18 protein-coding genes are annotated in these 23,472 nt (G+C 53.4%); 11 read left to right on the top strand and 7 right to left on the bottom strand.

From position 1 onward, the window contains the following. Positions 1–152 precede the first annotated feature (152 nt). Both JN414_RS03575 and JN414_RS17130 read right to left on the bottom strand, forming a co-directional pair. A complete protein-coding gene (locus JN414_RS03575) occupies positions 153–722 on the bottom strand; it encodes an HD family hydrolase (protein WP_202206705.1) in 570 nt (189 codons plus the stop codon). A gap of 68 nt (positions 723–790) precedes the next feature. After that, complete coding sequence (locus tag JN414_RS17130) at positions 791–919, bottom strand: hypothetical protein (protein WP_255494176.1); 129 nt, start codon at positions 917–919, stop codon at positions 791–793. Positions 920–1,440: 521 nt separating this feature from the next. Here JN414_RS17130 and cysG point away from each other — a divergent pair. From cysG to JN414_RS03605, 5 genes are all read left to right on the top strand, one after another. Beyond that, complete coding sequence (gene cysG / locus JN414_RS03580; RefSeq protein WP_237389850.1) at positions 1,441–2,838, top strand: siroheme synthase CysG; 1,398 nt, start codon at positions 1,441–1,443, stop codon at positions 2,836–2,838. A 109-nt stretch (positions 2,839–2,947) separates the two neighbouring features. Beyond that, a complete protein-coding gene (locus JN414_RS03585; RefSeq protein WP_202206707.1) occupies positions 2,948–3,886 on the top strand; it encodes a glutaminase in 939 nt (312 codons plus the stop codon). A 178-nt stretch (positions 3,887–4,064) separates the two neighbouring features. After that, complete coding sequence (locus JN414_RS03590) at positions 4,065–6,350, top strand: TonB-dependent siderophore receptor (protein WP_202206708.1); 2,286 nt, start codon at positions 4,065–4,067, stop codon at positions 6,348–6,350. A 278-nt stretch (positions 6,351–6,628) separates the two neighbouring features. Beyond that, positions 6,629–6,931 (top strand): hypothetical protein, encoded by a 303-nt coding sequence (locus JN414_RS03600; protein WP_202206710.1) that lies wholly within the window; start codon positions 6,629–6,631, stop codon positions 6,929–6,931. Then, entirely contained in the window at positions 6,928–8,511 is a 1,584-nt protein-coding gene (locus JN414_RS03605) for a PepSY domain-containing protein (protein ID WP_202206711.1), read from the top strand. Before JN414_RS03600 ends, JN414_RS03605 begins: the two co-directional genes overlap by 4 nt. A gap of 12 nt (positions 8,512–8,523) precedes the next feature. Here JN414_RS03605 and JN414_RS03610 read toward each other — a convergent pair whose 3' ends face one another. Together JN414_RS03610 and JN414_RS03615 are read right to left on the bottom strand one after the other, a co-directional pair. Next, positions 8,524–10,788, bottom strand: coding sequence for a TonB-dependent receptor (locus JN414_RS03610; RefSeq protein WP_202206712.1), 2,265 nt, complete (start codon positions 10,786–10,788; stop codon positions 8,524–8,526). A gap of 32 nt (positions 10,789–10,820) precedes the next feature. Continuing rightward, positions 10,821–12,197 (bottom strand): Nramp family divalent metal transporter, encoded by a 1,377-nt coding sequence (locus JN414_RS03615; protein ID WP_202206713.1) that lies wholly within the window; start codon positions 12,195–12,197, stop codon positions 10,821–10,823. Positions 12,198–12,359: 162 nt separating this feature from the next. Here JN414_RS03615 and mntR point away from each other — a divergent pair, with 162 nt between their 5' ends. Continuing rightward, positions 12,360–12,848, top strand: coding sequence for a manganese-binding transcriptional regulator MntR (gene mntR / locus JN414_RS03620; protein ID WP_202206714.1), 489 nt, complete (start codon positions 12,360–12,362; stop codon positions 12,846–12,848). Between the two features lie 4 nt (positions 12,849–12,852). On the opposite strand, the gene JN414_RS03625 is transcribed toward mntR, so the two are convergent. From JN414_RS03625 to JN414_RS03635, 3 genes are all read right to left on the bottom strand, one after another. Further along, positions 12,853–13,161 (bottom strand): hypothetical protein, encoded by a 309-nt coding sequence (locus JN414_RS03625; RefSeq protein ID WP_202206715.1) that lies wholly within the window; start codon positions 13,159–13,161, stop codon positions 12,853–12,855. Positions 13,162–13,487: 326 nt separating this feature from the next. Next, positions 13,488–15,851, bottom strand: coding sequence for a membrane-bound PQQ-dependent dehydrogenase, glucose/quinate/shikimate family (locus tag JN414_RS03630; RefSeq protein ID WP_202206716.1), 2,364 nt, complete (start codon positions 15,849–15,851; stop codon positions 13,488–13,490). A gap of 294 nt (positions 15,852–16,145) precedes the next feature. Then, positions 16,146–16,964 carry a DeoR/GlpR family DNA-binding transcription regulator gene (locus JN414_RS03635; RefSeq protein ID WP_202206717.1) on the bottom strand — a complete coding sequence of 273 codons (819 nt, stop codon included), beginning with the start codon at positions 16,962–16,964 and terminating at the stop codon, positions 16,146–16,148. Between the two features lie 268 nt (positions 16,965–17,232). Between JN414_RS03635 and JN414_RS03640 the strand changes: the two genes are divergently transcribed. The 5 genes from JN414_RS03640 (at position 17,233) to JN414_RS03660 (ending at position 23,327) form a co-directional block, all read left to right on the top strand. Further along, complete coding sequence (locus JN414_RS03640; RefSeq protein WP_202206718.1) at positions 17,233–18,825, top strand: FGGY-family carbohydrate kinase; 1,593 nt, start codon at positions 17,233–17,235, stop codon at positions 18,823–18,825. Continuing rightward, positions 18,822–20,531, top strand: a complete 1,710-nt coding sequence (locus tag JN414_RS03645; protein WP_202206719.1) for a glycerol-3-phosphate dehydrogenase/oxidase — start codon at positions 18,822–18,824, stop codon at positions 20,529–20,531. The genes JN414_RS03640 and JN414_RS03645 overlap by 4 nt, the downstream gene beginning before the upstream one ends. A 3-nt stretch (positions 20,532–20,534) precedes the next feature. After that, positions 20,535–21,518 (top strand): hypothetical protein, encoded by a 984-nt coding sequence (locus JN414_RS03650; protein ID WP_202206720.1) that lies wholly within the window; start codon positions 20,535–20,537, stop codon positions 21,516–21,518. Positions 21,519–21,723: 205 nt separating this feature from the next. Then, the gene (locus tag JN414_RS03655; RefSeq protein WP_202206721.1) at positions 21,724–22,506 is read left to right on the top strand and encodes a triose-phosphate isomerase; all 783 of its coding nucleotides are present in this window, start codon (positions 21,724–21,726) and stop codon (positions 22,504–22,506) included. Beyond that, positions 22,503–23,327 (top strand): DeoR/GlpR family DNA-binding transcription regulator, encoded by an 825-nt coding sequence (locus JN414_RS03660; RefSeq protein ID WP_202206722.1) that lies wholly within the window; start codon positions 22,503–22,505, stop codon positions 23,325–23,327. The genes JN414_RS03655 and JN414_RS03660 overlap by 4 nt, the downstream gene beginning before the upstream one ends. Positions 23,328–23,472 lie beyond the last annotated feature (145 nt).

The following is a 23,472-nucleotide window of genomic DNA, read 5'->3' on the forward strand; positions in this document are numbered from 1 at the left end:
ATCTCCTGTAATGCGAGTTTGTGGGCTCCGTTTGTCTTTGGAGCTGGAAGGAGCGTCTGGGACTACCTGACGCAGAACCATGGTGGGGTATTTTGGGGGAAACTGTTTCTTTTTGTCGAGAAACAAAATTCTCCGAAACAATCAGCGTGTGTTCAGACTTTCTCGGCGTTCCGCATGGTCTCACTGTCAATGACATCCCGGATCGCGCGAGTTAATGCCGAGTGATCGGTATAGCGGCGTCCATAAGTCAGATTGAACTCATGGTCGAAGTCCGGCGGATTGATGCCGGTATTATGCTGAGAAATTGTTTCGAGTTTGTCGAAAGCCTTGGCCATCCTGGCTTCAGGGCTGGAGGCATTTTCGTACTCATCCCAGAGCTCAAGAAACTCCTCTTTCAGGTGGTCTGGAAGAGGGGCCATGACGGTCAGGAGATCTTCGCGTTCCTGTTGGGACTTATTGCTTGAAGCGTCAATGGAAATGGCAGGAATATCGCCATGGATCGCTTCGCCCAGATCATGGAGAATGCAAATTTTGAGAAGGCGCAGCAGGTCGATGCCTTCAAGCTGGTCAGCGAAGGTCATAACAAGAAGGCATAAACCCCAGGTGTGTTCTGCGGTGCTTTCAGCCTGGCCACCCAGAGTAAAGGCGCGGCGGAGAACATCTTTGAGCTTGGAGGCTTCACGGAGAAAATCGAGACGCTTCTTGATCTCGTGTGTAGTCATTAAAATGGGTCCTGACGATTGGAAATTTGAGGCCAAAGTCAGGCCTGATTTTGAGAGATGGCGTCCTGTCACATCACCAGCGCGTAAAGCACCAGATATCCGGCAATCACGAGTAAGACCAGAATTCCAAGAAGGACTGGAAAGCCCATGCCGTTCTGGATCGATTTGATCGCCTTAACGATAAATTCAGCCATCATGTCGTACTCCTGGCACGAGCGCAGAGGAACGGTTGTCCTGCACTCATGGGAAATTATATGCGAAAACGGTTAAAATGGTAACTCCCTGTCAGGGAGGGCCAGAAATGTAACCGGGCATTTAAAAGATGAGTTGCATTTTGTTCCGACATTGCGCCGGAAAGCAGCCATATTGCTTGGGTATAATCTTTGCCAGTTCAGTCTTTCGAAAAGGTTTGATCCATGAAGCGTTTTGCAATGTTACTGCTCGCTTTCGGTCTGACGGCACCGTTAATGGCGTGTTACGGGCCGTATGATCACGGGCGGGGACATCATCATCATCATGGGGGCCGAGGCGGACCCTATGTAGGCGGCGGGGGTGGATACGGTCGTCGCTGACCGTTACCTTTACAGGAGGGCGGCTCCAAAGCGGTTTGTCGTTCTTCTGAGGTTATCCTGTCTTTGCCTGTTCAGGGTGGCCGTGTAGGGAAGAGGAGCAGCGTTCCGTTCTGGAACTGTTATTCTGAACGCACATGGATATAGAGATGCCCGCATCCGGGGTTGAGACAGGCTGGTTTCCCATTTCCCTTCGTCTGGAAGGTGCACGCGTATTGCTGGTTGGTGGCGGTGAAGTTGCCGTCAACAAGGGCAGGCTTTTGCTTGATCACGGCGCGCATATCGAGATTGTTGCGGAAACCCTGAATACTGTTGTTCAGGAGTGGGTGGATGCGGGATTGGTACGGCATGTAGGTGGCCGTGTTGATTCCACTATTTTACAAACTGTCATGCCAGGATGTCGTCTGGTTTATGCGGCGACAGACGATCGGAGCGTCAATCGCACGGTCGCTGCTCTCGCTGATACATTGAACATTCCAGTCTGTGCTGTTGATGATCCGGAACCCTCCACGTTCATCACGCCTGCGCAGGTTCGGCGTGGGGCGGTGCGGGTTGCAATTTCAACAGCCGGCGGAGCACCGGTCTTGGCACGCCGACTGCGCGAACAGATTGAAAGCTGGATGCCTCACGGAACCGGGCAACTTGCAGCTTACATGCAATCCCGCCGGGCGCGCGTGTCTGCCCAATATCCGGAAGTTCAGGATCGGAAACGGATCTGGGAAGATTTTCTGGATGGAGCGGGCGCAGAAGCTGCATTGGCAGGCGATGAAGTGCGTGCGGATGCTGTGCTTGATGTGCTCTTGTCAGCACAGCGGGCAGCCGGGGAAGTCTGGCTTGTGGGGGCGGGGCCGGGAGACCCGGATCTTCTCACATTGAAGGCACTGCATTTCATGCAGAATGCTGACGTGGTGCTTTACGATAATCTGTTACCGAAAGTGTTGCTCGAACGTGTTCGACGTGACGCCGAACTGATTTTTGTGGGTAAGCAGCGTAATCGCCATGCGATGCCTCAGTCTGAAATCAACAATGAGATGGTCCGTCATGCGAAAGCCGGTCAACGGGTTCTGCGGCTGAAGGGGGGCGATCCGTTTATTTTTGGACGTGGCGGCGAGGAAATTGAATCTCTGGTCGACGCAGGTGTGTCTTTTCGCGTTGTGCCGGGCATTACCGCAGCAAGCGGATGTGCGTCCTATGCGGGCATTCCACTGACTCACCGGGATTGTGCTCAGGCCTGTCTGTTTGTGACGGGGCATGCACGAGCAGATGGCGTGCTCGATTTGCCTTGGGACGATATGGCTGACCGCCGTCAGACTGTCGTTATCTATATGGGGATTTCGACGTTACCTGCCCTGATGGCGGGTCTGATAAAAAATGGCCTGCCATCAGATTGGCCTGCGGCTATCGTGGAGCGGGGAACCCAGCCGGGGCAGCGCGTGTTGACGGGAACACTTGGAACAATGGCGGCTCAGGCAGCCGAAGCGCAGGTCTCTTCGCCTGCGCTTGTGATTGTGGGTGAGGTTGTTCGTCATCGCGTTGTTTCACCGTGAACAAAGAGCTGCGCGTAAGCTGCATGGCTCCTGTTCTTAAAAAAGGCCTTTTTTCAATAGGCTACTCTGTGAAAGGTCTTACAAGCGCCTGAACTGGAGATGACCCCTTATGCCCTCACTCACCGCCATTATCACGGAAATCGCAGAGGAAATGCGTGCCGAGACAGACCGGGGGCAGGTGGCAAACTATATTCCGCCTTTGGCAAACGTCGATCTTGGCCGTTTTGGAATGGCCATTATCGATGCAGAAGGCGGCAGTCACATTGTTGGAGACGCTGAAGAAGCCTTTTCCATTCAGAGCGTCTCAAAGGTTTTTGGCCTGACGTTGGCGCTTAATGCTGTGGACGCCGGGCTCTGGAGCCGCGTGCGGCAGGAGCCGTCAGGCAGTGCGTTCAATTCAATCATCCAGCTTGAAAGTGAAAACGGAATTCCGAGAAATCCGTTCATCAATGCGGGGGCAATTGTCGTATCAGATATTCTGACGTCCCAGTATGGTCTGGACGGTGCGCAGAATGAGCTTCTGGGCTTCCTGAAACCCATGAGCTCAGATCCGGATACCATCCTGATTGACCGGGATGTTGCGCGGCAGGAAGAAGAAACCGGATTTCGCAACAAGGCTCTGGCCAATTATATGCGGACGTTCGGGAATATTCATAACCCCATTGATGAAACGCTGGACCTGTACTTCCACCAGTGTGCGCTGACCATGAGTTGTAGGCAGCTTGCAGAAATGGGCACCTATCTTATGACGGGCGGTATTAATCCCAGAACGGGCGAGCGTGTCATTTCCACGCGAAATGCCCAGACCGTACTCGCTCTGATGATGATGTGCGGACATTATGACGGGTCCGGATCTTTTGCGATCAGGGTTGGTCTGCCAGGGAAGTCGGGCGTTGGCGGCGGTATTCTGGCTGTTGTTCCAGGCGTGGCATCTGTTGCGGTATGGTCACCCGGTTTGAATGCGCAGGGCAATTCACTATTGGGAACACGTGCTCTGGAGCGTCTTGTTCAGCATACGGGATGGAATGTTTTCCGCGCCAGTCACTGAGCTGAGGCGGCTTATTTTTTTATATATCACTGAAAAATATCGATATTTATGGAGGTGTGTTTGCCTGCCTGCGGGGTAGGCATTCTTTGATGCAATTCCCTTGATGACTCCTAATTGACAATAATTATCAATTGCAAATATGAGGGCTCCAGTTCCGATCCTCTCTCGGTGAGCCTGCATGTCCTCTTCTGTTGTTAAATATACTGTTTTTCCTGCTCTTGTGCTGGCGGGGCTGACATCCGCTGCCGTAGGAGCAGATGCGTCCGCGGTCTCGGATGAAGCTCCGTCCAGGGGCCAGAAACAACTTCAGAAAACCGGGCAGTCGCAGCCATCAAAGTCCAAGGCAGAAGTCATTGTTGTGACGGCGACGGGCATGTCTCATGCGTCTTCCGCAACAAAGACCCGCACGCCCATTATTGAATCGCCTCAGTCAATTTCCATCGTCAGTCGCGAAGAAATTGAACTGCGTGCGTCTCCGACCATCGCCGATGCTCTTGCTTACACGGCAGGTGTGCAGGCTGAGCCATCTGGTATCGACAGTCGAGTGGATGAAGTGTCCGTGCGCGGGTTTGGGGCAGGCGGGTTTTCATCGAACAATAACTTTGTGGATGGGTTGCGTTTGCCTTCAGGCGGGCAGTGGACCCGAACGTCCTTTGATCCGTTCGCACTTCAGCAGATTGAAGTTCTGAAAGGGCCTTCCGGTGCTTTGTATGGTCAGACGGCACCAGGAGGAGTGGTGAATCTTGTCACCAAGCGCCCGACAGAAAAAAGTGAAGGCGAGTTCTTTCTACAGAGCAGCGGCTTTACGAACCTGTCTAACTGGCAGGGGCAGGCTTCCGGTGATGTTTCCGGCCGACTGACCCATGATGGCGCATTGACCGGTCGAATTGTTGGCCTTGCGCGCTATGGTGACACTCAGGTCAATCAGGTGCGCACGGGACGATATTACATTTCCCCAAGTCTGACCTGGAAAATCACACCCAAAACGGTTTGGACTTTGCTGGCGCAGTATCAGCGTGATCAGGGTGGCTCTACGTTCCAGTTCCTGCCAGCAACAGGCACACTTTACGCATCCAAAGGCCGCCATATTGCAAATGACGCGAATATTGGTGAGCCGAACTGGGATACATTTGATCGCAATCAGGCTCTGGCGGGCTCATTTCTGGAACATAAATTTAACCGTTTCCTGACGGTCCGAAATAATACACGCTATACTTATCTGAACACGCTTTACAGAGCGACAGTGCTTTCCGGCGATACGCTAGCAAGATGCGCGGCAACAGTCACAGGATGTATTGCTGGCGAAACAGTTAATCGCCGTGCCGTGGAAGGCAGAGGCCAGTCTCAAGGTGTCACGACCGATACACAACTTGAAGGGCATGTTCGCACAGGGCCGGTGAGGCATTTACTCCTGGTTGGCACAGACTATTTTTATACGAACTGGCGTCATAGTCGTGATCTGGTGGCATCATCTTACGTGTTGCCCATTCTGAATATCTTTAATCCACAAGCACGTGGAAGTGCTGGCTATTCAGATAACCTCAATCCACAGATCTATACGGCGACGATAAGTCGTCAGAACGGAATTTATTTCCAGGATCAGATCAAGTTTAATCGTCTTCGGGTCACGATTGGTGGGCGTCAGGACTGGGCGCATGATGACACGCTGAACGTTCTCACGAAATCTCGTTACATCACGAATTCCAACGCGTTCACCTGGCGAGCAGGTGCCGTTTATATGTTTGATAACGGTCTGGTGCCTTATTTCAGCTACGCTCAGTCGTTTCAGCCACAAGTCTCTGACCCGTCGACGTCTCTGGGAGGAAAGGCTTTCAAGCCGACAACAGGCGATCAGTATGAAGGCGGCATTCGGTACCAGTATGGGAAGAGTATCTACGTCACTTTTGGTGGCTACCAGATCACTCAGAACAACATGACCACTTATGATCCGAATGGCACGCTTTGTGGCACATCAACGTGCCTGGTTCAGACGGGGCAGGGCCGGGTTCGTGGGCTGGAACTTGAAGGCAAGGCAAACCTGCCGTGGGATATGTCCGTAATCTTTACCGGCACCCGCAGTGAAGCAAAGATCACTCGCTCCAACACGGCATCACAGGTCGGTAATTATCTTGGACAGGCTCCCAAGTGGATGGCATCGCTCTTTGTGGATCAGCGCATCCAGCATGGGACATTCGCTGGCGTCGGTCTTGGTGGTGGGGTTCGTTATACGGGCACGAGTTTCGGGGATACTGCAAATACACTGCATATTCCAGATTACACGCTGTTCGATTTATTTCTTCGATATGATTTCGCAACGGCTCATCCGCGTTACAAAGGTCTGTCCTTTTCGTTTAATGCCCGGAACATTGTCAACAAGCGCTTTGTCGCAACCTGCACCGCCCTTTCGGCCTGCTATTACGGACAGGGCCGTAACCTGACAGCCCGTCTTGAATACCGTTGGTAATCTGATGGGAACGTTATGATGACGACAGGGATTGCAATGGTTTTGGGGGCGGGGGGTGCTGTCCTGCTTTATATGGCCTCACCTGCTCAGCAACTGTGCACGCGACGCCCGGCATTTCGGGGATGTGTGGTTTCAGGATGTGTCATGCTCAGCATATCGTTGCTTGTTCTTCTGGCTACCCAGGGAAGCGGAACGGCAGTTTTTGAGTTTCTGACACTTCTTATGAGTGTCTGGTCTTTAGTGCCTCTGGCTGCTGCTGTGTGGCGAAAGAAAGTGTCATGACAACAGTTCCTGCAATGCTGACAAGCCGAAACTGGTTTCCAAAAGCGAGCGCAGGCCTTGTTCTCGGGCTGACGCTTTCTTGTGCTCTGATGGGTGTTCTCGGGTTGGTATCACATGTTGATGGGCAGCCTCGTGCAGTTGGTTCGCAGTTCCTGATGTGGCTCATAGTGCCAGTCTGGACAGGAATTCTTGGGACCTGTTTTCTATTTCGGTCAGGTTGGCATGCCTGGGGTATGCTCGGTCTGGCAAATGCGGTGCTCTGGGCCGTTTATATGGGTGTGCGGAGTATGGTATCGTGAAAATCCGCTCTGATATCGTCCGGATGTATCGCGAGATCCATAGTTGGGTCGGAATTGTCTGCGGGCTTTTTCTGTTCGTCGCATTTTATGCTGGATCAGTAACAATGTTTGAGCGGCCCTTACAGGATTGGGCCTCTGCACCAGTTGCCTTGCCGCCGCCCGTTGCACTGGAAAAAATGCCTGCACTTCTGGAGAAGACGTTTTCTGCGCATCCGGAGGCGCGACGCAATTACACGATTGTTCTGCACCCGACCGCGTCTCAGCCTGCGTCACTGGTCTGGGGGATGCCAGGAAGAATGCACGGCCCATCTTCTGCCAATTTCTCAGCACTTGCAGCAGACGGCTCTCTGGTAACGGTGCGTAAAGAGCCATCTCAGGCTGCATATTTCATCAATGTTCTGCATCAGCAGGTTGGGCTTTCGATGCCTCATAAAGCCGGGCGGCTTTTCATGGGTGTTATCGCGCTGCTGTATGCTGTTGCTCTGATTTCAGGAACGCTCGTTGTTATTCCTGGGCTGATCAAAAACCTGTTTGCAATTCGCCTTGGTCAGAACGTCAAGAGAATGTGGCTGGATATGCACAGTATGCTGGGCCTTTTTTCCCTGCCGTTTCATATCATCATGGCGCTCACCTCTGTAGTCTTTGCATTTCATGACGAGATTTACATGGCTGAACAGGCGCTCCTGATACAACCTCAGGTGCAGCATGTTGCGTCCGGTTCCGGGCGCGGGCAGCATTCTCATAATGGGTCAGAAGATTTTCGGATACCTCTCGATCCGGGTCAGATTGTCAGAACTGTTGCCTTGCAGGCGCCAGGATTTATTCCTGAAACGCTGGCTTATAGTAACAGTCATGGTAGCCGCCTCGCTCTGAGAATAACGGGACGTGATCCGCGATATGGTGCACGTGGGGCCGGTGGCGGATTTGCTGGCGTAGATCCCTATAGCGGCAAGCTTGTATCAACAGAGTATATGCCCGGCCATCAGACTTGGGCCCAGTCGGTTCTGACGTCATTTTTCGTTCTGCATTTTGGAAGTTTTGGCGGACAGGGTGTTCGCTGGGGGTACGTTCTCCTCGGACTTGGAGGCGCGTTTATGTTCTATGCCGGGAACCAGCTCTGGGTAGTGTCTCGCAGACGTCGTGAGCGTGGAACCGGACGTCTGGACGATACGAGATCAACACGGATTCTATGCGCGCTGACGATCGGGTGTTCGCTCGGATGCGTAGCAGGTGTATCGGCTGTGTTGTGTGTCGCGCCTTTGCTTCCCGCGAGCGGCCAGATGACGATCGTGCAGGGTCTCTATTTTGCGATTTTTCTGCTGTGTATTGGGATAGCGTTCTGGCTCAAGGAACGAGAAGCTATTCGCGTGCTTCTGGCATTTTCCGCAATTCTGACATGGATGATGCCGCTCTCTGCATTTGTGGTGACACCATTCTTCTCCATGCAGGCTTCGGCATTGGCTGTAGATGGGTTCGCCATTCTTTATGGCGCATTCCTGATGCTCTGGGCTGTGCGCCCGGAAGCTGGTCAACCTGTTCTGCGTCGCAAGTCTTTCTCCTCAGGCCCCGAGAGGGCCTGAGGAAGAACGTTTTTAGAAGTCGGACACAATAGAGAAATATGTGCCCCGTCGTTGTCCGTACTGGGCCTGATAAATACCAACGCCGCTACCGTCTCGAAGCTGGTAGCGCTTGTCGAACAGGTTAACCACATCGGCACGGACCTTGAGGTCATGACCTAGTGGGACGCGGGTGAACGTATATTGATACCCGATATTGAAAATGTCGTACTGGGGCTGTTTTTCCAGATTGGCAAAGCCACTTCGCAGTCCATAGCCATACAGGAAATCTACATAAGCCAGATGATGCTTGGTGGAATAGGACGCGCCTGCGCTGGCTGTATATTGTCCTTGATGGTCAAGTTGGATGGCATGTGCGCGGATGTAGCTCAGCTCTTCCGGATCGAACTGGTATTCCGCTGAATTAATCTCGCGTGCTGCCGTTTTCACGAAAGAGAAATTGCCAAACAGCGACCAGGGGCCTCGTCTCCAGGAACTTCCAAACTCCGCGCCATAGACGTGGCCACGGCGATAGCTGAAGGGAGCGAGAATAACCGCGCGACCGAACTGCCCAAGATCTGTGAGGTTATGTGCCCACTTGCTGTAGGCATCGACTGTAATCTGCAACTCGGGCGTAATGTGTTGCAGGATACCAGCATCCACGTAGTTGGATGTTTCAACCTTTGTTGGCGTATCTGTCAGGTTGGCTGCTGCATTGGTGGTGCCAGCAAAGCGCGCCAAGGTGGACGGATAGACATATTGCGGAGAAGGCGGCGCGAAGAACCGCGAATAGCCGATATGTAAGGTAGTGCTTCGGAATGGCTTCCACACCAGATTAGCGCGAGGACTGAGCTGTCCTTCATTTCCGAAAGACGAGGCAAACCGATCATAGCGGATGCCATAGTTGAAGGTGAGCTTCCGTGTAATGCGGTACTCATCCTGCACGTAAGCGCCTGCTTCAACGGACCAGTTGCCTGTATTGTCAATCAGGCGGAGCGGGGTGGACGATGTCTGTTGGCCGTCTTCGCCCACTGGGAAGGCAAGGGAGTTGGTATCGAGGCGCTCGGATGTGTATTGGCCCAGAAGACCGGCTCGAAGAGTATGGTGCGGAGCGATGTCGTACGACAAATCAAACTGCGCGCCTCCAGTGGTGAAGTCGTTCACTTCATGTTCGGCCACCCCTTGAAAAATAAGGTCCCGCGCTGGATCTGGCGTATAATCGATGCGGCCGTAACGGAAATACGGTGAAAGCTGAAGGTTCAGTTTGTCCGCGCTGTGTTGGTATGACACCACGGCGTAATAATTCTGCTCTGTCTGGCTGTCATCCAGAAAGCGCGATTGAACGGAAGGGTGTGACCAGTCTGTGCCTTCAAGCTGGTAGATTGGTTGCAGGCCCGTCGTATTAGGGAGCTCAAAGTCGGCGTAAGATGCGCTTGTCAGGAGCGAGATACGGTCGTTGTCATTCAGCTTCCACGAAAAATAGCCAAATGCTTTTTCCTGCTGTGTCGTATCATGCGTTGCCCGGAAGGACGCTGTTGGGTTCTCGATACCGATATTATTTCGGTTCATCGAAAGCGTTGTAAAATACTCGAAGCGCCCTTTTGAGCCGCCCAATTGTAAGGACGGTGCAAAAGTATTGTAGCTGCCACCATAGAGTGAAAGCTGGTTGTTTTTCAGGGTGGATCCGCTCTTTGTGTGAACGTCTACGATCCCTGCCGTTCGGAAGCCAAACTGGGCGGGAAGTGTTCCGGTCAGAAGGTCAACAGACTGGATAATGCGTGTATCCAGTTCCTGTCCGAAACCATTCAGACCTTCCGGAAGCAGGACGCCATTCACCCGGTACGTCAGGCCACCATGTTCGCCTCGGACATGAACTTCTCCGTAGCTGTCCTGCACGACGCCGGGCATTCTGAGCATGATCTGGCTGAACGAAGCATTCTGCCCTTGAGGGGTTGCCTGAATCTGTCGCTGGTCAATGCCGTAAGAGACTGCGCCAAGACTGGGGAAAATGCGTCCACGTGCCTGGTCCAGATGTCCCATGACCGTGACGTGCTCAGCGGACTTTCCTTCAGTCTGAGCGCGTTGCTCCTCGGTTTTTTTTGCGGCTTTTTTCTGATGTGCGGTCGATGGTGATGTATCAGCAGCAAAGACATCCGCACCCAGGAGGCCGGTGAGGAGTGTTGTTCCTGCGATTGCAACCCGAAAAGGCGCAACTGAAATTCTGGATTTTGCGATATGCTCTTTAATATAGCATTTGCTATGTCGTGGAGCGATTTTAGAACGTAAAAATGCTGTTGCCATGGCTGGTTTTCAATCTTGTCAGGAGGTGGCGTTCAGCCCACCAGAGTGTCGTACAGAAGCTTGAAGTTCAGGATGAGGATAAGACCTGCGACGATCCATGAGAGGGTAGTCATGAAGCTGCTGATGGTAAATTCACCCATTTTGCGACGATCAGAAACGAACATCACCAAGGGAATAACTGCGAAAGGAAGCTGAAGGGACAGGATGACCTGACTGGCCATCAACAAGGCTCCCACACCATGGCTTCCATAGAGGACAGTTACCACGGCCACGGGAATGATCGCCAAACCGCGGGTCAACAGTCGTCTTGCCCAGTGTGGGATATGAAGGCGCAGGAAGCCTTCCATAATGATCTGGCCTGCCAGCGTTCCGGTAACGGTGGAGTTTGTTCCGGCTGCCAGCAGGGCCAGTGCGAAAAGCGTGGAAGCTATGCCAAGGCCAAGAATAGGGGAGAGAAGATGATAGGCGTCTTCGATCTCGGCAACGTTCTGATGGCCTGTTTCGTGGAAGGCAGCCGCGGCTACAATAAGAATAGCTGCATTGATGAACAGTGCGAGCATCAAGGCAATTGTGCTGTCCCAGGTTGCCCAGCGAATGGCATCCCGACGCCCCACGGGCGTCCGGTCATAGGCGCGTGTCTGAACGATGGAGGAATGCAGATAAAGGTTATGCGGCATAACCGTAGCGCCAATGATGCCAATGGCGATGTAAAGCATTCCCGGCGTTGTTACGATTTCCGGCGCTGGAATAAGACCTTTGAGAATTGCCGCAACAGGAGGGGCTGCCGCAACAAGCTGCACACCAAAACACACGGCAATGATCGACAGCAGGCCGATGACGAATGCTTCCAGATAACGGAAGCCGCGCCCCATCAGAAGCAGAACCACGAAAGCATCCAGAATGGAAAGGAGTGCTCCGCCCAGAAGCGGCAGGCCGAAGAGCAGTTGCAGCGCAACGGCCGTTCCGATCACTTCAGCCAGATCGCATGCGATAATTGCCAGTTCGCAGGCCAGCCAAAGGACGATGTTTAATGCAGGGTTGAAATTATCGCGGCATGCCTGCGCCAGATCCCGGCCTGTAGCGATGCCCAGCCGTGCGGCCAGAGCTTGTAGAAGGATAGCCATCAGGTTGGACAGCATGATGACGCATAGCAGCGTATATCCGTATTGCGCGCCACCTTGCAGATCGGTCGCCCAGTTCCCCGGGTCCATATATCCAACCGAAACCATGTAGCCAGGGCCTACAAAAGCAAGAAAACGCTTTAGCCACGTTGTGCTTCCGTCAGGCACCCGAACGCTCGAAAAAACCTCAGGCAGGCTTGGTCGTTCCGCATCGTCATGGCGCGAAAAACGCCAAGCCGATTTAGTCTGAGGCTTCTGAGTGGGGGCATTGGAGTGCTGGCTGTACATGAGAATGCTATTCAATCGTGGAACGGAAAAATATGCAACATGCTATATTCATGAACGTTGTCTTTATTTTTTTTGCGAGAAGGCTAGACCGGTGGCCTATGGAATTAATGGGAGGAATGTTTTATTCCGGCGGGAATAATTGACTGAGTGGTTATCTTGAGAATGGAACAGAAGAAAAAACGACAAAAATCTCTGGTGGACATGCAGCTCCACTCAGAAGGGTTCAGGGCGAACCGGGCTGCCAGGCAAAAGGTTCTGGTGGAAGATTATGTCGAACTGATTTCTGATCTTCTGGCTGAGGGGCAGGAGGCGCGGCAGGTGGATATCGCCGGGCGTCTGGGCGTTTCTCAGCCTACGGTGGCTAAAATGCTAGCGCGTCTGTCAGCGGAGGGGCTGGTTACGCAAAAGCCTTACCGTGGGGTTTTTCTGACGGACACAGGGGAGCAGATGGCCCACAAGGCGCGTCACCGGCACGGAATTGTGGAAGCGTTTTTATTGGCTTTAGGGGTTAGTGAGGAAAACGCCCGGATCGATGCTGAAGGTATTGAGCATTATGTTGGGCCGGAGACCCTGTCAGCTTTTGAGGTTGCTCTCAAAGGCGGGCTGGCACAGTTCACTGCAAAGGTGTCTCAGGACCGGCGGCGAAACTGAGTATTCAGTTGCGCTGGCGTCGTGCGAAATGACAGCTCGATGCGAAGCGGCAGACGGAGCAGACAACGGTGATGGACGGATCCTCATTGAACAGGCAGTCCTCGGACCGCTCCATTGCGTAACCCTTTGGGGGAGGGTTCTTCTGAAAGGTTTCCACAATCTGGTGCATCCAGAGCTTTAGTCGCTCAGGGATGTGCTCATGATGATCGAGCCACCATTCCACATCACTCTGCGGGCGATCAATCTGGGTTGCGAGGTCCGCGGGTGTCCATCTCGTGACACTCAGGAAGTCGTTTAACGTTATGCTGCACATATCAGCATCTCCTGTGTCTCGAAGAAGATCTGACGATGTCGTACGCGGAGTTTGTGTTTTTCGTCAATATATCGTTAATTTCACTCCTGAAGGATGTGTTATTTTTTGAAACGTATTGTTGGAAAATACCTCACCGGGCGATAAAGAGCCGCTTTTGGGTTCAATACCTACGGGCGGTACAGAGCCATAAGGGTTTCTGTAGAGAAATGAGTGTCAGGGCTTTGCATGGTTGTCATGCAAGACTGTAACTTTGATATTTCTCGGGCGGATTGTGTTCGCGATTTCGTGAAGAGATTGCGGGCTTTGGGCCCGCAATCTGCCCCGCCTTATTCTGAAGGGAGGGCATAGGCGATAACATAATCGCCACGATTCTTGTTGACGCCTGAGCGGGTGAGGCCACCTGCTGTGACAACAACGTATTGTTTGCCAGTCTTGTCAGAGACGTAGCTCATTGGAGCGGCCTGAGATGCGACAGGAAGGCGTGCTTTCCAGACAACCTCGCCAGTATCCGTATTGATCGCGCGGATATAATTGTCGAGCGTTCCTGCGAAGAACACCAGGCCGGTGCGCGTTGCCAATGGACCGCTCATTGTGGGCATGCCAAGGGGAATCTGCACCCCCGGGACAAAACCGTGAATTGGCATGTCCTGGATTGTTCCGAGAGGCATGCTCCATTTTACCTTGCCGCTTCGCAGGTCAATGGCGTTCATGGTGCCGTAAGGTGGCTTGCCGCAGGGTAGGCCGAGTGGGGAGAAGAACATCGAGCGCACGACGCCCCATGGTGTGCCCTTTTGTTCGGAATATTCACCCTCAGCAGATGGCTTGAGGCCAATCCTGCGGGCTTCATCCTGTTTGATGAATTTTGCCCACTGAATCATGCGGATATCATTGACGAGAAGTGTTCCGGTGCTTTCGTCCACGGCGCCTCCGCCCCAGTTAATGCCACCGTAATAGCCAGGATAAATGATGCTGGCCTGCTTCTCATTGACAGGGGTGAACTCGCCTTCATAGCGATAGGACGCGAACTGCACCCGGCAAAGAAGCTGATCGAAAATGGTGCCGCCCCACATGTCGCTCGCTTTCAGGCGCTCGGCTCCAATGGATACGGCTGAGTAGGGCTGTTCCGGTGCCAGATACTGCCCTGCTGGCGCTCCATCCTGTGGGACCTTGCGCATTTCTACTGGAAGGATCGGTGTTCCATCGCGGCGATCCAGAACAAAGATCTGTCCGCGTTTGGTCATGGCAATGATTGCGGGGCGTGTGCCTCCGTGGCCGTCTGGAATATCATAAAGAATAGGTTGGGCAGTGGCGTCATAATCTACGAGATCGTGGTTTGCTGTGCGGAAGTGCCAGCGTTCCACGCCGGTTTTTGCATCCACGGCCACGAAGGCGTCATTATATTCATCCGAAGCCTTGCTTCGGTCGCCGCCCCAGAAATCAGGTGTCTGATTGCCAAGTGGAAAGAAAACAAGATCCAGTTTCGGGTCGTAGCTTGCCGTACCCCATAGATTGGGTGTTTCGGCAGGGTAGATTTCTCCTTCTGCCAGCGGTGTGGTGCCACGACGAGGATTGGTCGCATCCCAGGCCCAGACTTGTGCGCCTGTGCGAACGTCATATCCGCGAACGACGCCTGAGGGTTCGCCAGTGCGTTCATTGTCGGCGATGCGGCCACCAACGACAACAATATCGCCAGCGACGAGGGGTGCGGCTGTTGGATAATAAGATCCGGGGGCGGTAGGCCCTAGGCCGGTCAGGAGATTAACGGAGCCATTGGAGCCAAAGCTGTCGCAGGCCTTGCCCGTGCGGGCATCAATGGTGATGAGACGAGCGTCAATGGTTGTCAGGACAATGCGAGACGCGCAGGGGGCATTTTCATCTGATGCGGTGCTGTCGTGCCAGTATCCAACGCCACGGCAGCGCTGCCAGACCTTCGTCTGGGCATGCGGGTCAAACTTCCATTTCTCGGTCCCTGTATCAGGGTCAATGGCAGAGACAATGTTGTGCGGAGAGCAGATATAAACCGTGTCCCCAATCTTGATGGGGGTGCCCTGAAATTCCGCGCCATTGATGGCCATGTCGCCGGTACGATATGTCCAGGCAACGTTCAGTTTGCTGACATTTTCCCGATTGATCTGGGTGAAGCTGGCGTAGCGAGTTCCGGACGTTGTGCGCCCGTATGCTGGCCAGTCATGTTCTGTCTGATCAGGAGCCGTAGCTGCTGCTGTTTCTTGTGAAGGTGTAGGACCGGTGGGGGCAATGGTTGGGTGGACGCGGAACATGCCCGCGATGAAGGCAAAAATGACAACGCCGAGGCTGCTGGCGGCAAGACCGGTTGTTGTGCGTGTAAAAAATTTTCTTCCTGGTCCACTGAGCCAAGGGGCCATGAGGATGGCCACGAGGGCCACGAAAAGAAACACGATCAGCCGAGAGAAGCTCGGCCAGAAAGCAAAACCGACTTCACTGAGAGACCATAGAAGTGTTGCGGCCAGAAGGCCCAGCGCGATCCATGTGGACAGGATATTCCTGCGAAACATGTAAAAACTGCAAACGGCTAGAGCGATCCCGGAGAGCGCGTAAAACCAGGATCCACCAAAGGCAATGAGGCGACCGCCTTCGTAAATCAGAAAAGCAGCCATCAATGCGCCCAATGCTGCAATGATGCTGGAAAGAATTTGCGGAAGCCGCGTCATGAAAAGGAGCCTCCTGCAAATGGAAGGTTGGATTTCATGAATAAACTAGCGGGCAAAGAGTTTGTTGGAACCCTTTGCCAGAGAGAGGCAAGGCTGATGTATATCATGCTGAAAATCCTTCGATCAGGACTGATCAGCATGATGAGTGGCATATTTATCGAAATGTTATATATAACATCGATGTGATGCTATATATCTACTTCAATCAAGATGGTATCAGTTTCTGCGTGATATATTTTGTATAATTCGTCGTGGGTTTGTTATTTGTTGCTCTACTCACTGAGCGTTAGACTGTCAGCCGCATATTTCGACGTTGATACCGTCGTGCGTGAGGGCCTTGCGAATGGCGGGCTTCAGTTGTGAGTCTGTCAGAACAACATCGAAATCGCTTAATGCGGCCAGTCGGTGAAGGCCACCCTTGCGGAACTTTGTGCTGTCAACGAGAAGGACGGTCTGGTCCGCAATCTGCATTAGCGCCTGTTTGACTTTCACAACGTCCTGATCGTTCTGAAACGCCGTTTCGTTGTGGATTATGGACGTGGACAGAAACATCGTATTGGCGCGGAGTGATTTTGCTGCCTGTTCGCACACGAGACCAAAAAAGGCATTTCTTGGCTGGTTGTAGTCACCGCCAAGGCAAATGAGTTTCAGGTTGGGGTAGGGGGAAAGTGCCTGAATAACGCCCACAGCATTTGTGATGATGGTCAAGGGGGCTAGCGCTGGCAGCAAAGGCAGCATAGCTGCGACTGTCGTGGAATCGTCCAGGACAAGAATTTGCTCAGGCGTAATCATCGAAATAGCCCGCTGAATGATCGACTCTTTCAGATCGGGCGCGCGTGACTTTCGGAAATTGACGGTTTTCTGAGTGACGACGCGATTCTTGAGAACAATACTGCCGTGCAGCTTATCGATCAGTCCTTGGGCGGCCAGCGCGTGAGCATCACGGTGAATTGTCATTCTGCTGACGTCAAAACGCTCAGACAGATTCTCGATTGTGGCACTTCCTGTCTCTAGAAGGACGTCGAGGATCTGCTGCTGACGGGCACTGTTGTCCCTGCGTTTGCTGAGAAGGACGGCGGGGGAGGTAGCTGGAACGCCCGAACCATCAGTCATCTGTCAAAAAGATCCTTGTCATCGGGTAAGGCCAATTATGGCATCGCGACATCTACATACCAGCGCTGACCAAATTTGTAATGTTCTGATCTGCTCTGCGGTGTGCTTTTCACGGGAATTATCACACAAAGATTCTTGACGCTGGAAAAGTGATATTTATCACATTGACGGCAGCATGATAACACTTATATCACCTAATAATAACATTTATGGTGTTATCGGTTGAGCGATTTGCTAAGGCCGATTGCAAGAGTGTCCGGAGGGCGAAATGCGCCAGGATTTCACGATCGGGATCGATTGCGGTTCTACCACGACGAAGGCTGTCATCTTCTCGAAGACAGGTGGAATTGTAGGGACCGGCCGTCGTCGTGTTCCCCAGCATATGGACGAACCGCGTCACGTTGAGCGGGATATGCATGAAGCATGGCAGGCTGTTGTGGAAGCCGTCCGAGAAGCCTTGGACGTTTCCGGACTGAGCGGGGATGATATTGCTGGCGTTGGGGTGACGGCACACGGTGACGGACTTTTTGTTCTTGACCGCTCAAGGCAGCCATTGGGTCGAGGGATCATGTCGCTCGACAGTCGGGCCACGGAGATTCATGACGAATGGAAGCAGGAAGGCCGATTGGAGAAGATCGTCCCCATTGCGGGGCAGCGTCCTTATCCCTATTCCGCCACGACCCTGCTGGCGTGGATGAAGCGTCATCAACCAGCTCGTTATCAAGCCATTGGCACTGTCTTTTTTGCCAAGGACTGGATCCGCCTTTGTCTGACAGGGGAAATTGCGACAGATCTGACAGAGGCCAGCACATCTTTCACGGATCTTTACACACAGGATTACAGCGACAGCATCCTTGATGTGCTGGATCTGCGTGAAATCCGCGGGGCGCTGCCCAAAATGCTACTGTCCTGTGACCAGGGGGGAACGATCACGGCAGAAGCTGCTCGTGCGACCGGCCTACGGGAAGGAACGCCCGTTGCTGTCGGGTTGCATGATGTGACGGCGGCGGCTGTAGGGTCAGGTTACACACGACCAGGTGATCTTTCGATCACGGCGGGCACTTTTTCTATCAATGAAATTTTCCGCAGTCGGCCTGTCATAGGTGATGGCTGGTCCTGCCGCGCAGGCTATCGGCGCGGGTTGTGGAACTGCATGGCTATTTCGCCCGCGTCGTCCAGCAATCTGGAATGGCTCGCGCGCATGCTTCTTCCCGAGGAAAAAGAGGCCGCTCAAGTTCTCACAAAGGAAGTTGAGGCGAAGCTTGGGCGTTCTCGCGGCGAACGACCGATCCCGCTGTATCATCCGTTTCTTTTCGGATCACCTTATGAGGCACCGGCAAGTGCATCGCTATTCGGGGTGCAGTCCTGGCATGATCGAGCGGATCTGTTTCAGGCGATGATTGAAGGGACAATCTTTAACCATCGCGAGCATGTTGAAACCCTGCGTCAGACAGGTGCTGTGCATCGCCTTGGTGTGTCAGGCGGGGGTAGTAGCCAAGCATCTATTGCCCAGATGTTTGCGGACATCCTCAACATGCCTGTCGAAATTTCCAGTGTTCGTGAGGCGGGAGCATTAGGAGCTGCTCTCACAGCGAGTGTAGCTGTCGGGCTTTATGGAGATCTTGAGGAGGCGGTGGCCGCTCAGGAAATTCCGATGAATATTTATCAGCCGGATCCCGCTCGCGCACGAATCTACGAGGCTATTTATCGCCGATATGTCGCATTGACGTTGGCGATGAAGCCTTTCTGGTCTGGTCTGTACGAGGCCGGTAGCGAAGTCAGCGGCGAACCGGAAACTCCCGTGGGACCGGTCATGAATTATGCGCTCTCAGCCGAAATCGCGAAGGAAATGCATTCGTGAAGACACTTTCAGCCGTGCCAGATAATGCCGAATTTGATGTCGTCATTATTGGGGCGGGCATTAATGGCGCTGGCCTGTTTCGTGAACTGGCTCTTCAGGGCGTGAAGACGCTCATTCTGGATCGAAGCGATATCTGTACGGGGGCGTCCTGTGCACCATCTCGTTTAATCCATGGTGGCATCAAGTATCTCGAAACGGGCGAGTTCAAGCTTGTGGCGCAATCGACGCTGGAGCGAAATCTGCTCTTGCGGAATGCACCGCATTTCGTTCGGCCATTGCCGACTGTTCTACCAATCCGCACCTGGCTTGGGGGAATTGTCACATCATTTCGTCGCTTCCTGAACCTGGGTGGCAAAATGACGGATCGTGGCGCGCTGGTTCTGGAAGTCGGACTTCAGATCTACGATTTCCTAGGACGCCGTGCTCGCGTCATGCCACGACATTCCCTGTCTCTTAGCCAGAAAACGCGCCGTGAATGGCCGCATATGGCTAAGGATGTTGTGGCAACAGCACAATATTACGATGCTGCGATCACGCAGCCTGAACGCCTTGGATATGAGTGCGTGCAGGATGCACTGGAAACGGCTCCGAACTGTGAGGCCGTAACCTATGTTGTTCCAGAGTCCTTTCAGGGCGAACAGCTTGTCTTGCGAGATGTGCTCACCGACGAGGTGCGAACGGTAAAAACACGCGTTTTGGTCAATGCTGGTGGTGCTTGGATTGATCAGATCAACGCGATCCTGGGTCATCCAACGAAATATATTGGCGGTACCAAGGGGTCTCATCTGCTGCTGAAGCATGATGAACTGCTGCGAGAACTGAAAGGCCGGATGGTCTATTTCGGGACGCCGGATGGACGGATCTGTCTCGCATATCCGTTTTTTGGGCATGTCCTGGTTGGATCTACCGATATCCGGATCGACGATCCGGACAAGGCTGTCTGTACGGACGAGGAGCAGGATTACATGCTGCGGATGCTGGCTGATCTGTTCCCCGGTTTCCATATCGGAAGCGAGCAGGTCACCTACCGTTATAGCGGCGTTCGTCCGCTACCGGCCACCAATGCGGCCGATCCATCTGCGATCAGTCGCGATCACATCGTTCATGAAGACAGGCTGGGTGCGACGCCTGTTCTGTCTCTCGTGGGTGGAAAATGGACGACTTTTCGCGGGCTAGGTGAAGAAGTCGCGGATCGTGTACTGGCGCTGCTGGGGCATCCGCGAAGCACGTCAACACAGGAATTGGCCATCGGCGGCGGCCGTGGTTTCCCGCAGGCAGATCAGCATACCGCCTATCTGGACAGGTTTGCGACGTCTTTTGGGCTGCCGCGCCCGCGTGCGTCCGTGCTGCTCGACCGGTACGGAACGCTAGCCAGAAAGATCGCAGCATTTTGTCAGGAGGTGGCAGACGCCCCTCTGCGAACGCTCCCGTCCTACACCCGTCGTGAATTGATGTTCATTGCTGAAAATGAACTGGTTCGGCGTCTGTCGGACGTTCTCTACCGTCGCACGACAATTGCACTCAGTGGCGCCATGACGCCGGCAGTCGTGCAGGAGGTTGCAAACATCATTGGAGGAACGCTGGGCTGGGACGAGCGGGAAGCCGCCCGTCAGGCTCAGGATGCATGGAGAGAAGGGCAGGAACGCCACAATCTCCGCGATCAATTTCCCCTGTCATCTGAACCCCTTGAAACTCTGAAAGCTTGAGCCATGAACCGCTACGAAGAAAAAATTGCACGCATGCGCGCTGGCAAAGACACGCGTTATGATTTCATCCTTGCGGATGCCAAGGATTCAGACATGGCAGCGGGCATCAGCGCGATGGGCAATCGCCGTAATCCGCGGGCTGGGCAGTCCCGGTTCCGGACGCGGCCGCAATATTTGTCCGAAATCCAGTCCATTATCCGCCAGGATATTGTGGATATTATGTTGACCTCGGTCTCCATTCTGGAAGATCTGCTGGAGCGTGATGCGTTCGAGGGTACGAAAATCCAGAAGGCGATCCGTGCCAACGATACGACGGACCTGTGGCGTGGGCGTGGTGGACACTACCGCGCGCAAAAATCTGTTCCGTTCCGCTCTGCATCGTTGGAGCGGGCACAGACAAATCTTGGCCTCTATTCGATGACATTTAACGGTGATGTTGATCAGGATACGCTGGCTCTGGAAGAGTTTGCGCGCTTCCGCGAAGAAGCCAAAATCAACGGGTTCTCTTACTTCCTCGAAGTCTTCAATCCGAATGAAGGGCATATCGCGCCAGAAGATTTCGGGGTGTTCCTGAATGATATGGTTACCCGTGCACTTGCTGGTCTTCGCAAAGAAGAGAAGCCTGTCTTCCTGAAAGTGCCGTTCAATGGCAGCGAGGCTTTTGCGGAGCTATGTGAATATGACCCGAGCGTTATCGTCGGAATTATGGGCGGCGGAAGTGGTACGACGCGCGATTGTCTGGAGCTGATTCATCAAGCCCAGAGCAGCGGTGCTCGTGCAGCGCTATTTGGTCGCAAGATTGTGGATGCTGCGGACCCGCTTTTGCTGATTGAAGCCATGCGCCGCGTCACGGATGGGGATCTCTCTCCTAATGAGGCAACGCATTTCTATCATGATGGCCTTGCCCGCAAAGGAATTGCCACACTTCGTCCTGCGGATGCCGATAGTCTGGTGACGGAGAGTGTTCTTCTGGAGCGGGCAGCTTAAAAACTTACAAGGGCAATAAAGTTCCTGTTTTCAGCATCTTCGTACCTGCCTTTAGGGCCCTCCTGGAGAGCGGGTACGGAGAGTTGAATTGAAAATATCATTCATTTCGGAACTTCATGTCTTTGGAGTGTTATGATTTAACGCTAAACATGGCTTAGGTTTAGCGATCAAGATTCGATGGTCGCTGCCTTCTTTCGGGAGATGAATGGTGACTCGCAAAACAGTCTGGATCGGTACGAACTGGAAGATGAACAAGGGACCTGCCGAGGCCTTGGCTGCTGCAGAAGCGCTTAAGGCCTATCGAGCGCCGGATGGCGTGAAGCCCTTCATCATCACACCATTTACGTCCCTGCAGGCTGTTGCGAGTGTTCTGAAGGACGCGGACGTGCTCGTCGGTGCGCAGAATATGCATTGGGAAGAGAGCGGTTCGTGGACGGGTGAAATTTCTCCCGCCATGGTGAAAGAGTGCGGGGCGGATATCGTCCTGATCGGCCATTCGGAACGTCGTCAGCATTTCGCGGAAACGGACTGGACTGTTAGTCGCAAGATGTCTGCGGCACTTCGTCATGATTTACGGCCTTTGCTGTGCATTGGCGAAAGCCTTGAAGAGTACGATTTCGGTGTCACGGCCGAAACTCTCGCCCGACAGCTCAAGATTGCATTGCATGATGTGGCTCATGCAGATCTCCCGAAAATTCTGATTGCCTATGAACCGATCTGGGCGATCGGTGCAGGAGGGCGCGCTGCCGACACTGACTGTGTGGCAAAAGTTCACGCGGGGTTGCGGGCCGTTCTGTGTGAAATTGCCGGGAAGGATATCGGTGATCGCGTACCGCTACTCTATGGCGGAAGTGTCACGCAGGATAACGCCCGTAGCTATGTGAACCAGCCAAATGTGGATGGCGTATTTGTGGGGCGCGCAGGCTGGTCAGTTCCAGACTTCGAAAAGCTGATTGATCGTGTGATCGAGGAAAGAGCACCTGCATGATACCCGATATCCTTCATGGAAGCCGGGCTCTGTCCGCGCGGCGTCAGGCTGTTCTGGACTATGTCACGGCGCATGGCTGTGTTCTGATCCAGGATTTGCTGGTTCAGTTCACTATGACCCGCGCAGCCATGAACCGTGACCTCCACGCGCTTGCAACGCAGGGCCTGATCCGTAAAGTTGGTGAAAGCGTTACGACGCTCTCCAATGCTGTGGCGGCAAGCAGCATCATGCTGCGTGCTCGCCAGGCTGTGCAGGAAAAGCTGGGTATTACAGCGATCGCTGCGGGTTTGATCGAAGAAGGCGATACGATCGCTTTGGATGACTCAACAACATCGCGCTTTTTATCCGAACGCTTGCCGGCAATCGGTCAGCTTACTGTTGTGACGAACAGTCTGGGGATCAGCACGAAGATTGGGCGTTCTCGTGATATCAGCCTGATTGCGCTGGGTGGACGATATAATCCAACCTTTGATGCGTTTCTCGGGGTTTTGTGTGAACGCAGTGTCACGTCGCTTCGGATCAACACATTATTCATGTCCACCTCAGCTATTCACGGACTTTCGGCCTACCATCAGGATGAAGACCTCATCAAAGCCAAAAGTGCGCTGATGAACATGGCCGATCGGCGAGTTCTGATGGTGGATAGCCGTAAATTCGGAATCAGTGCGCTCAATCATCTGGCAAATCTGACGGATTTTGATGCCGTCATTACGGACTCTGGCCTGCCAGATAATGTCGCGGACAAGATGATGGGAGCGGGCGTCAAACTGCATATTGCAGACATTTCTGCCAAAGACATGCCAATAGCTATGATGGCCTGATCATCCGTCTTTCGAAATAATGCAGAATTTATCGCATCTTAGTTCGGTCTGACGTACAACTTGTAAAACGTATGGTCTGGTTTTGATTGACGCTGGCATTTTTGTGACAGCATTTCGGCCGGACCATCTAAAACCAAATGCTTTT

Source organism: Gluconobacter sp. Gdi, assembly GCF_014132155.1.
Classification (GTDB): domain Bacteria; phylum Pseudomonadota; class Alphaproteobacteria; order Acetobacterales; family Acetobacteraceae; genus Gluconobacter.

What these genes read in the sequence shown, in the direction of transcription:
- JN414_RS03575 (WP_202206705.1), bottom strand. Translation starts at nt 722, where the DNA reads ATGACTACACACGAGATCAAGAAGCGTCTCGATTTTCTCCGTGAAGCC.
- JN414_RS17130 (WP_255494176.1), bottom strand. Translation starts at nt 919, where the DNA reads ATGATGGCTGAATTTATCGTTAAGGCGATCAAATCGATCCAGAACGGC.
- cysG (WP_237389850.1), top strand. Translation starts at nt 1,441, where the DNA reads ATGCCCGCATCCGGGGTTGAGACAGGCTGGTTTCCCATTTCCCTTCGT.
- JN414_RS03585 (WP_202206707.1), top strand. Translation starts at nt 2,948, where the DNA reads ATGCCCTCACTCACCGCCATTATCACGGAAATCGCAGAGGAAATGCGT.
- JN414_RS03590 (WP_202206708.1), top strand. Translation starts at nt 4,065, where the DNA reads ATGTCCTCTTCTGTTGTTAAATATACTGTTTTTCCTGCTCTTGTGCTG.
- JN414_RS03600 (WP_202206710.1), top strand. Translation starts at nt 6,629, where the DNA reads ATGACAACAGTTCCTGCAATGCTGACAAGCCGAAACTGGTTTCCAAAA.
- JN414_RS03610 (WP_202206712.1), bottom strand. Translation starts at nt 10,788, where the DNA reads ATGGCAACAGCATTTTTACGTTCTAAAATCGCTCCACGACATAGCAAA.
- JN414_RS03615 (WP_202206713.1), bottom strand. Translation starts at nt 12,197, where the DNA reads ATGTACAGCCAGCACTCCAATGCCCCCACTCAGAAGCCTCAGACTAAA.
- mntR (WP_202206714.1), top strand. Translation starts at nt 12,360, where the DNA reads ATGGAACAGAAGAAAAAACGACAAAAATCTCTGGTGGACATGCAGCTC.
- JN414_RS03625 (WP_202206715.1), bottom strand. Translation starts at nt 13,161, where the DNA reads ATGTGCAGCATAACGTTAAACGACTTCCTGAGTGTCACGAGATGGACA.
- JN414_RS03630 (WP_202206716.1), bottom strand. Translation starts at nt 15,851, where the DNA reads ATGACGCGGCTTCCGCAAATTCTTTCCAGCATCATTGCAGCATTGGGC.
- JN414_RS03635 (WP_202206717.1), bottom strand. Translation starts at nt 16,964, where the DNA reads ATGACTGATGGTTCGGGCGTTCCAGCTACCTCCCCCGCCGTCCTTCTC.
- JN414_RS03640 (WP_202206718.1), top strand. Translation starts at nt 17,233, where the DNA reads ATGCGCCAGGATTTCACGATCGGGATCGATTGCGGTTCTACCACGACG.
- JN414_RS03650 (WP_202206720.1), top strand. Translation starts at nt 20,535, where the DNA reads ATGAACCGCTACGAAGAAAAAATTGCACGCATGCGCGCTGGCAAAGAC.
- JN414_RS03655 (WP_202206721.1), top strand. Translation starts at nt 21,724, where the DNA reads ATGGTGACTCGCAAAACAGTCTGGATCGGTACGAACTGGAAGATGAAC.
- JN414_RS03660 (WP_202206722.1), top strand. Translation starts at nt 22,503, where the DNA reads ATGATACCCGATATCCTTCATGGAAGCCGGGCTCTGTCCGCGCGGCGT.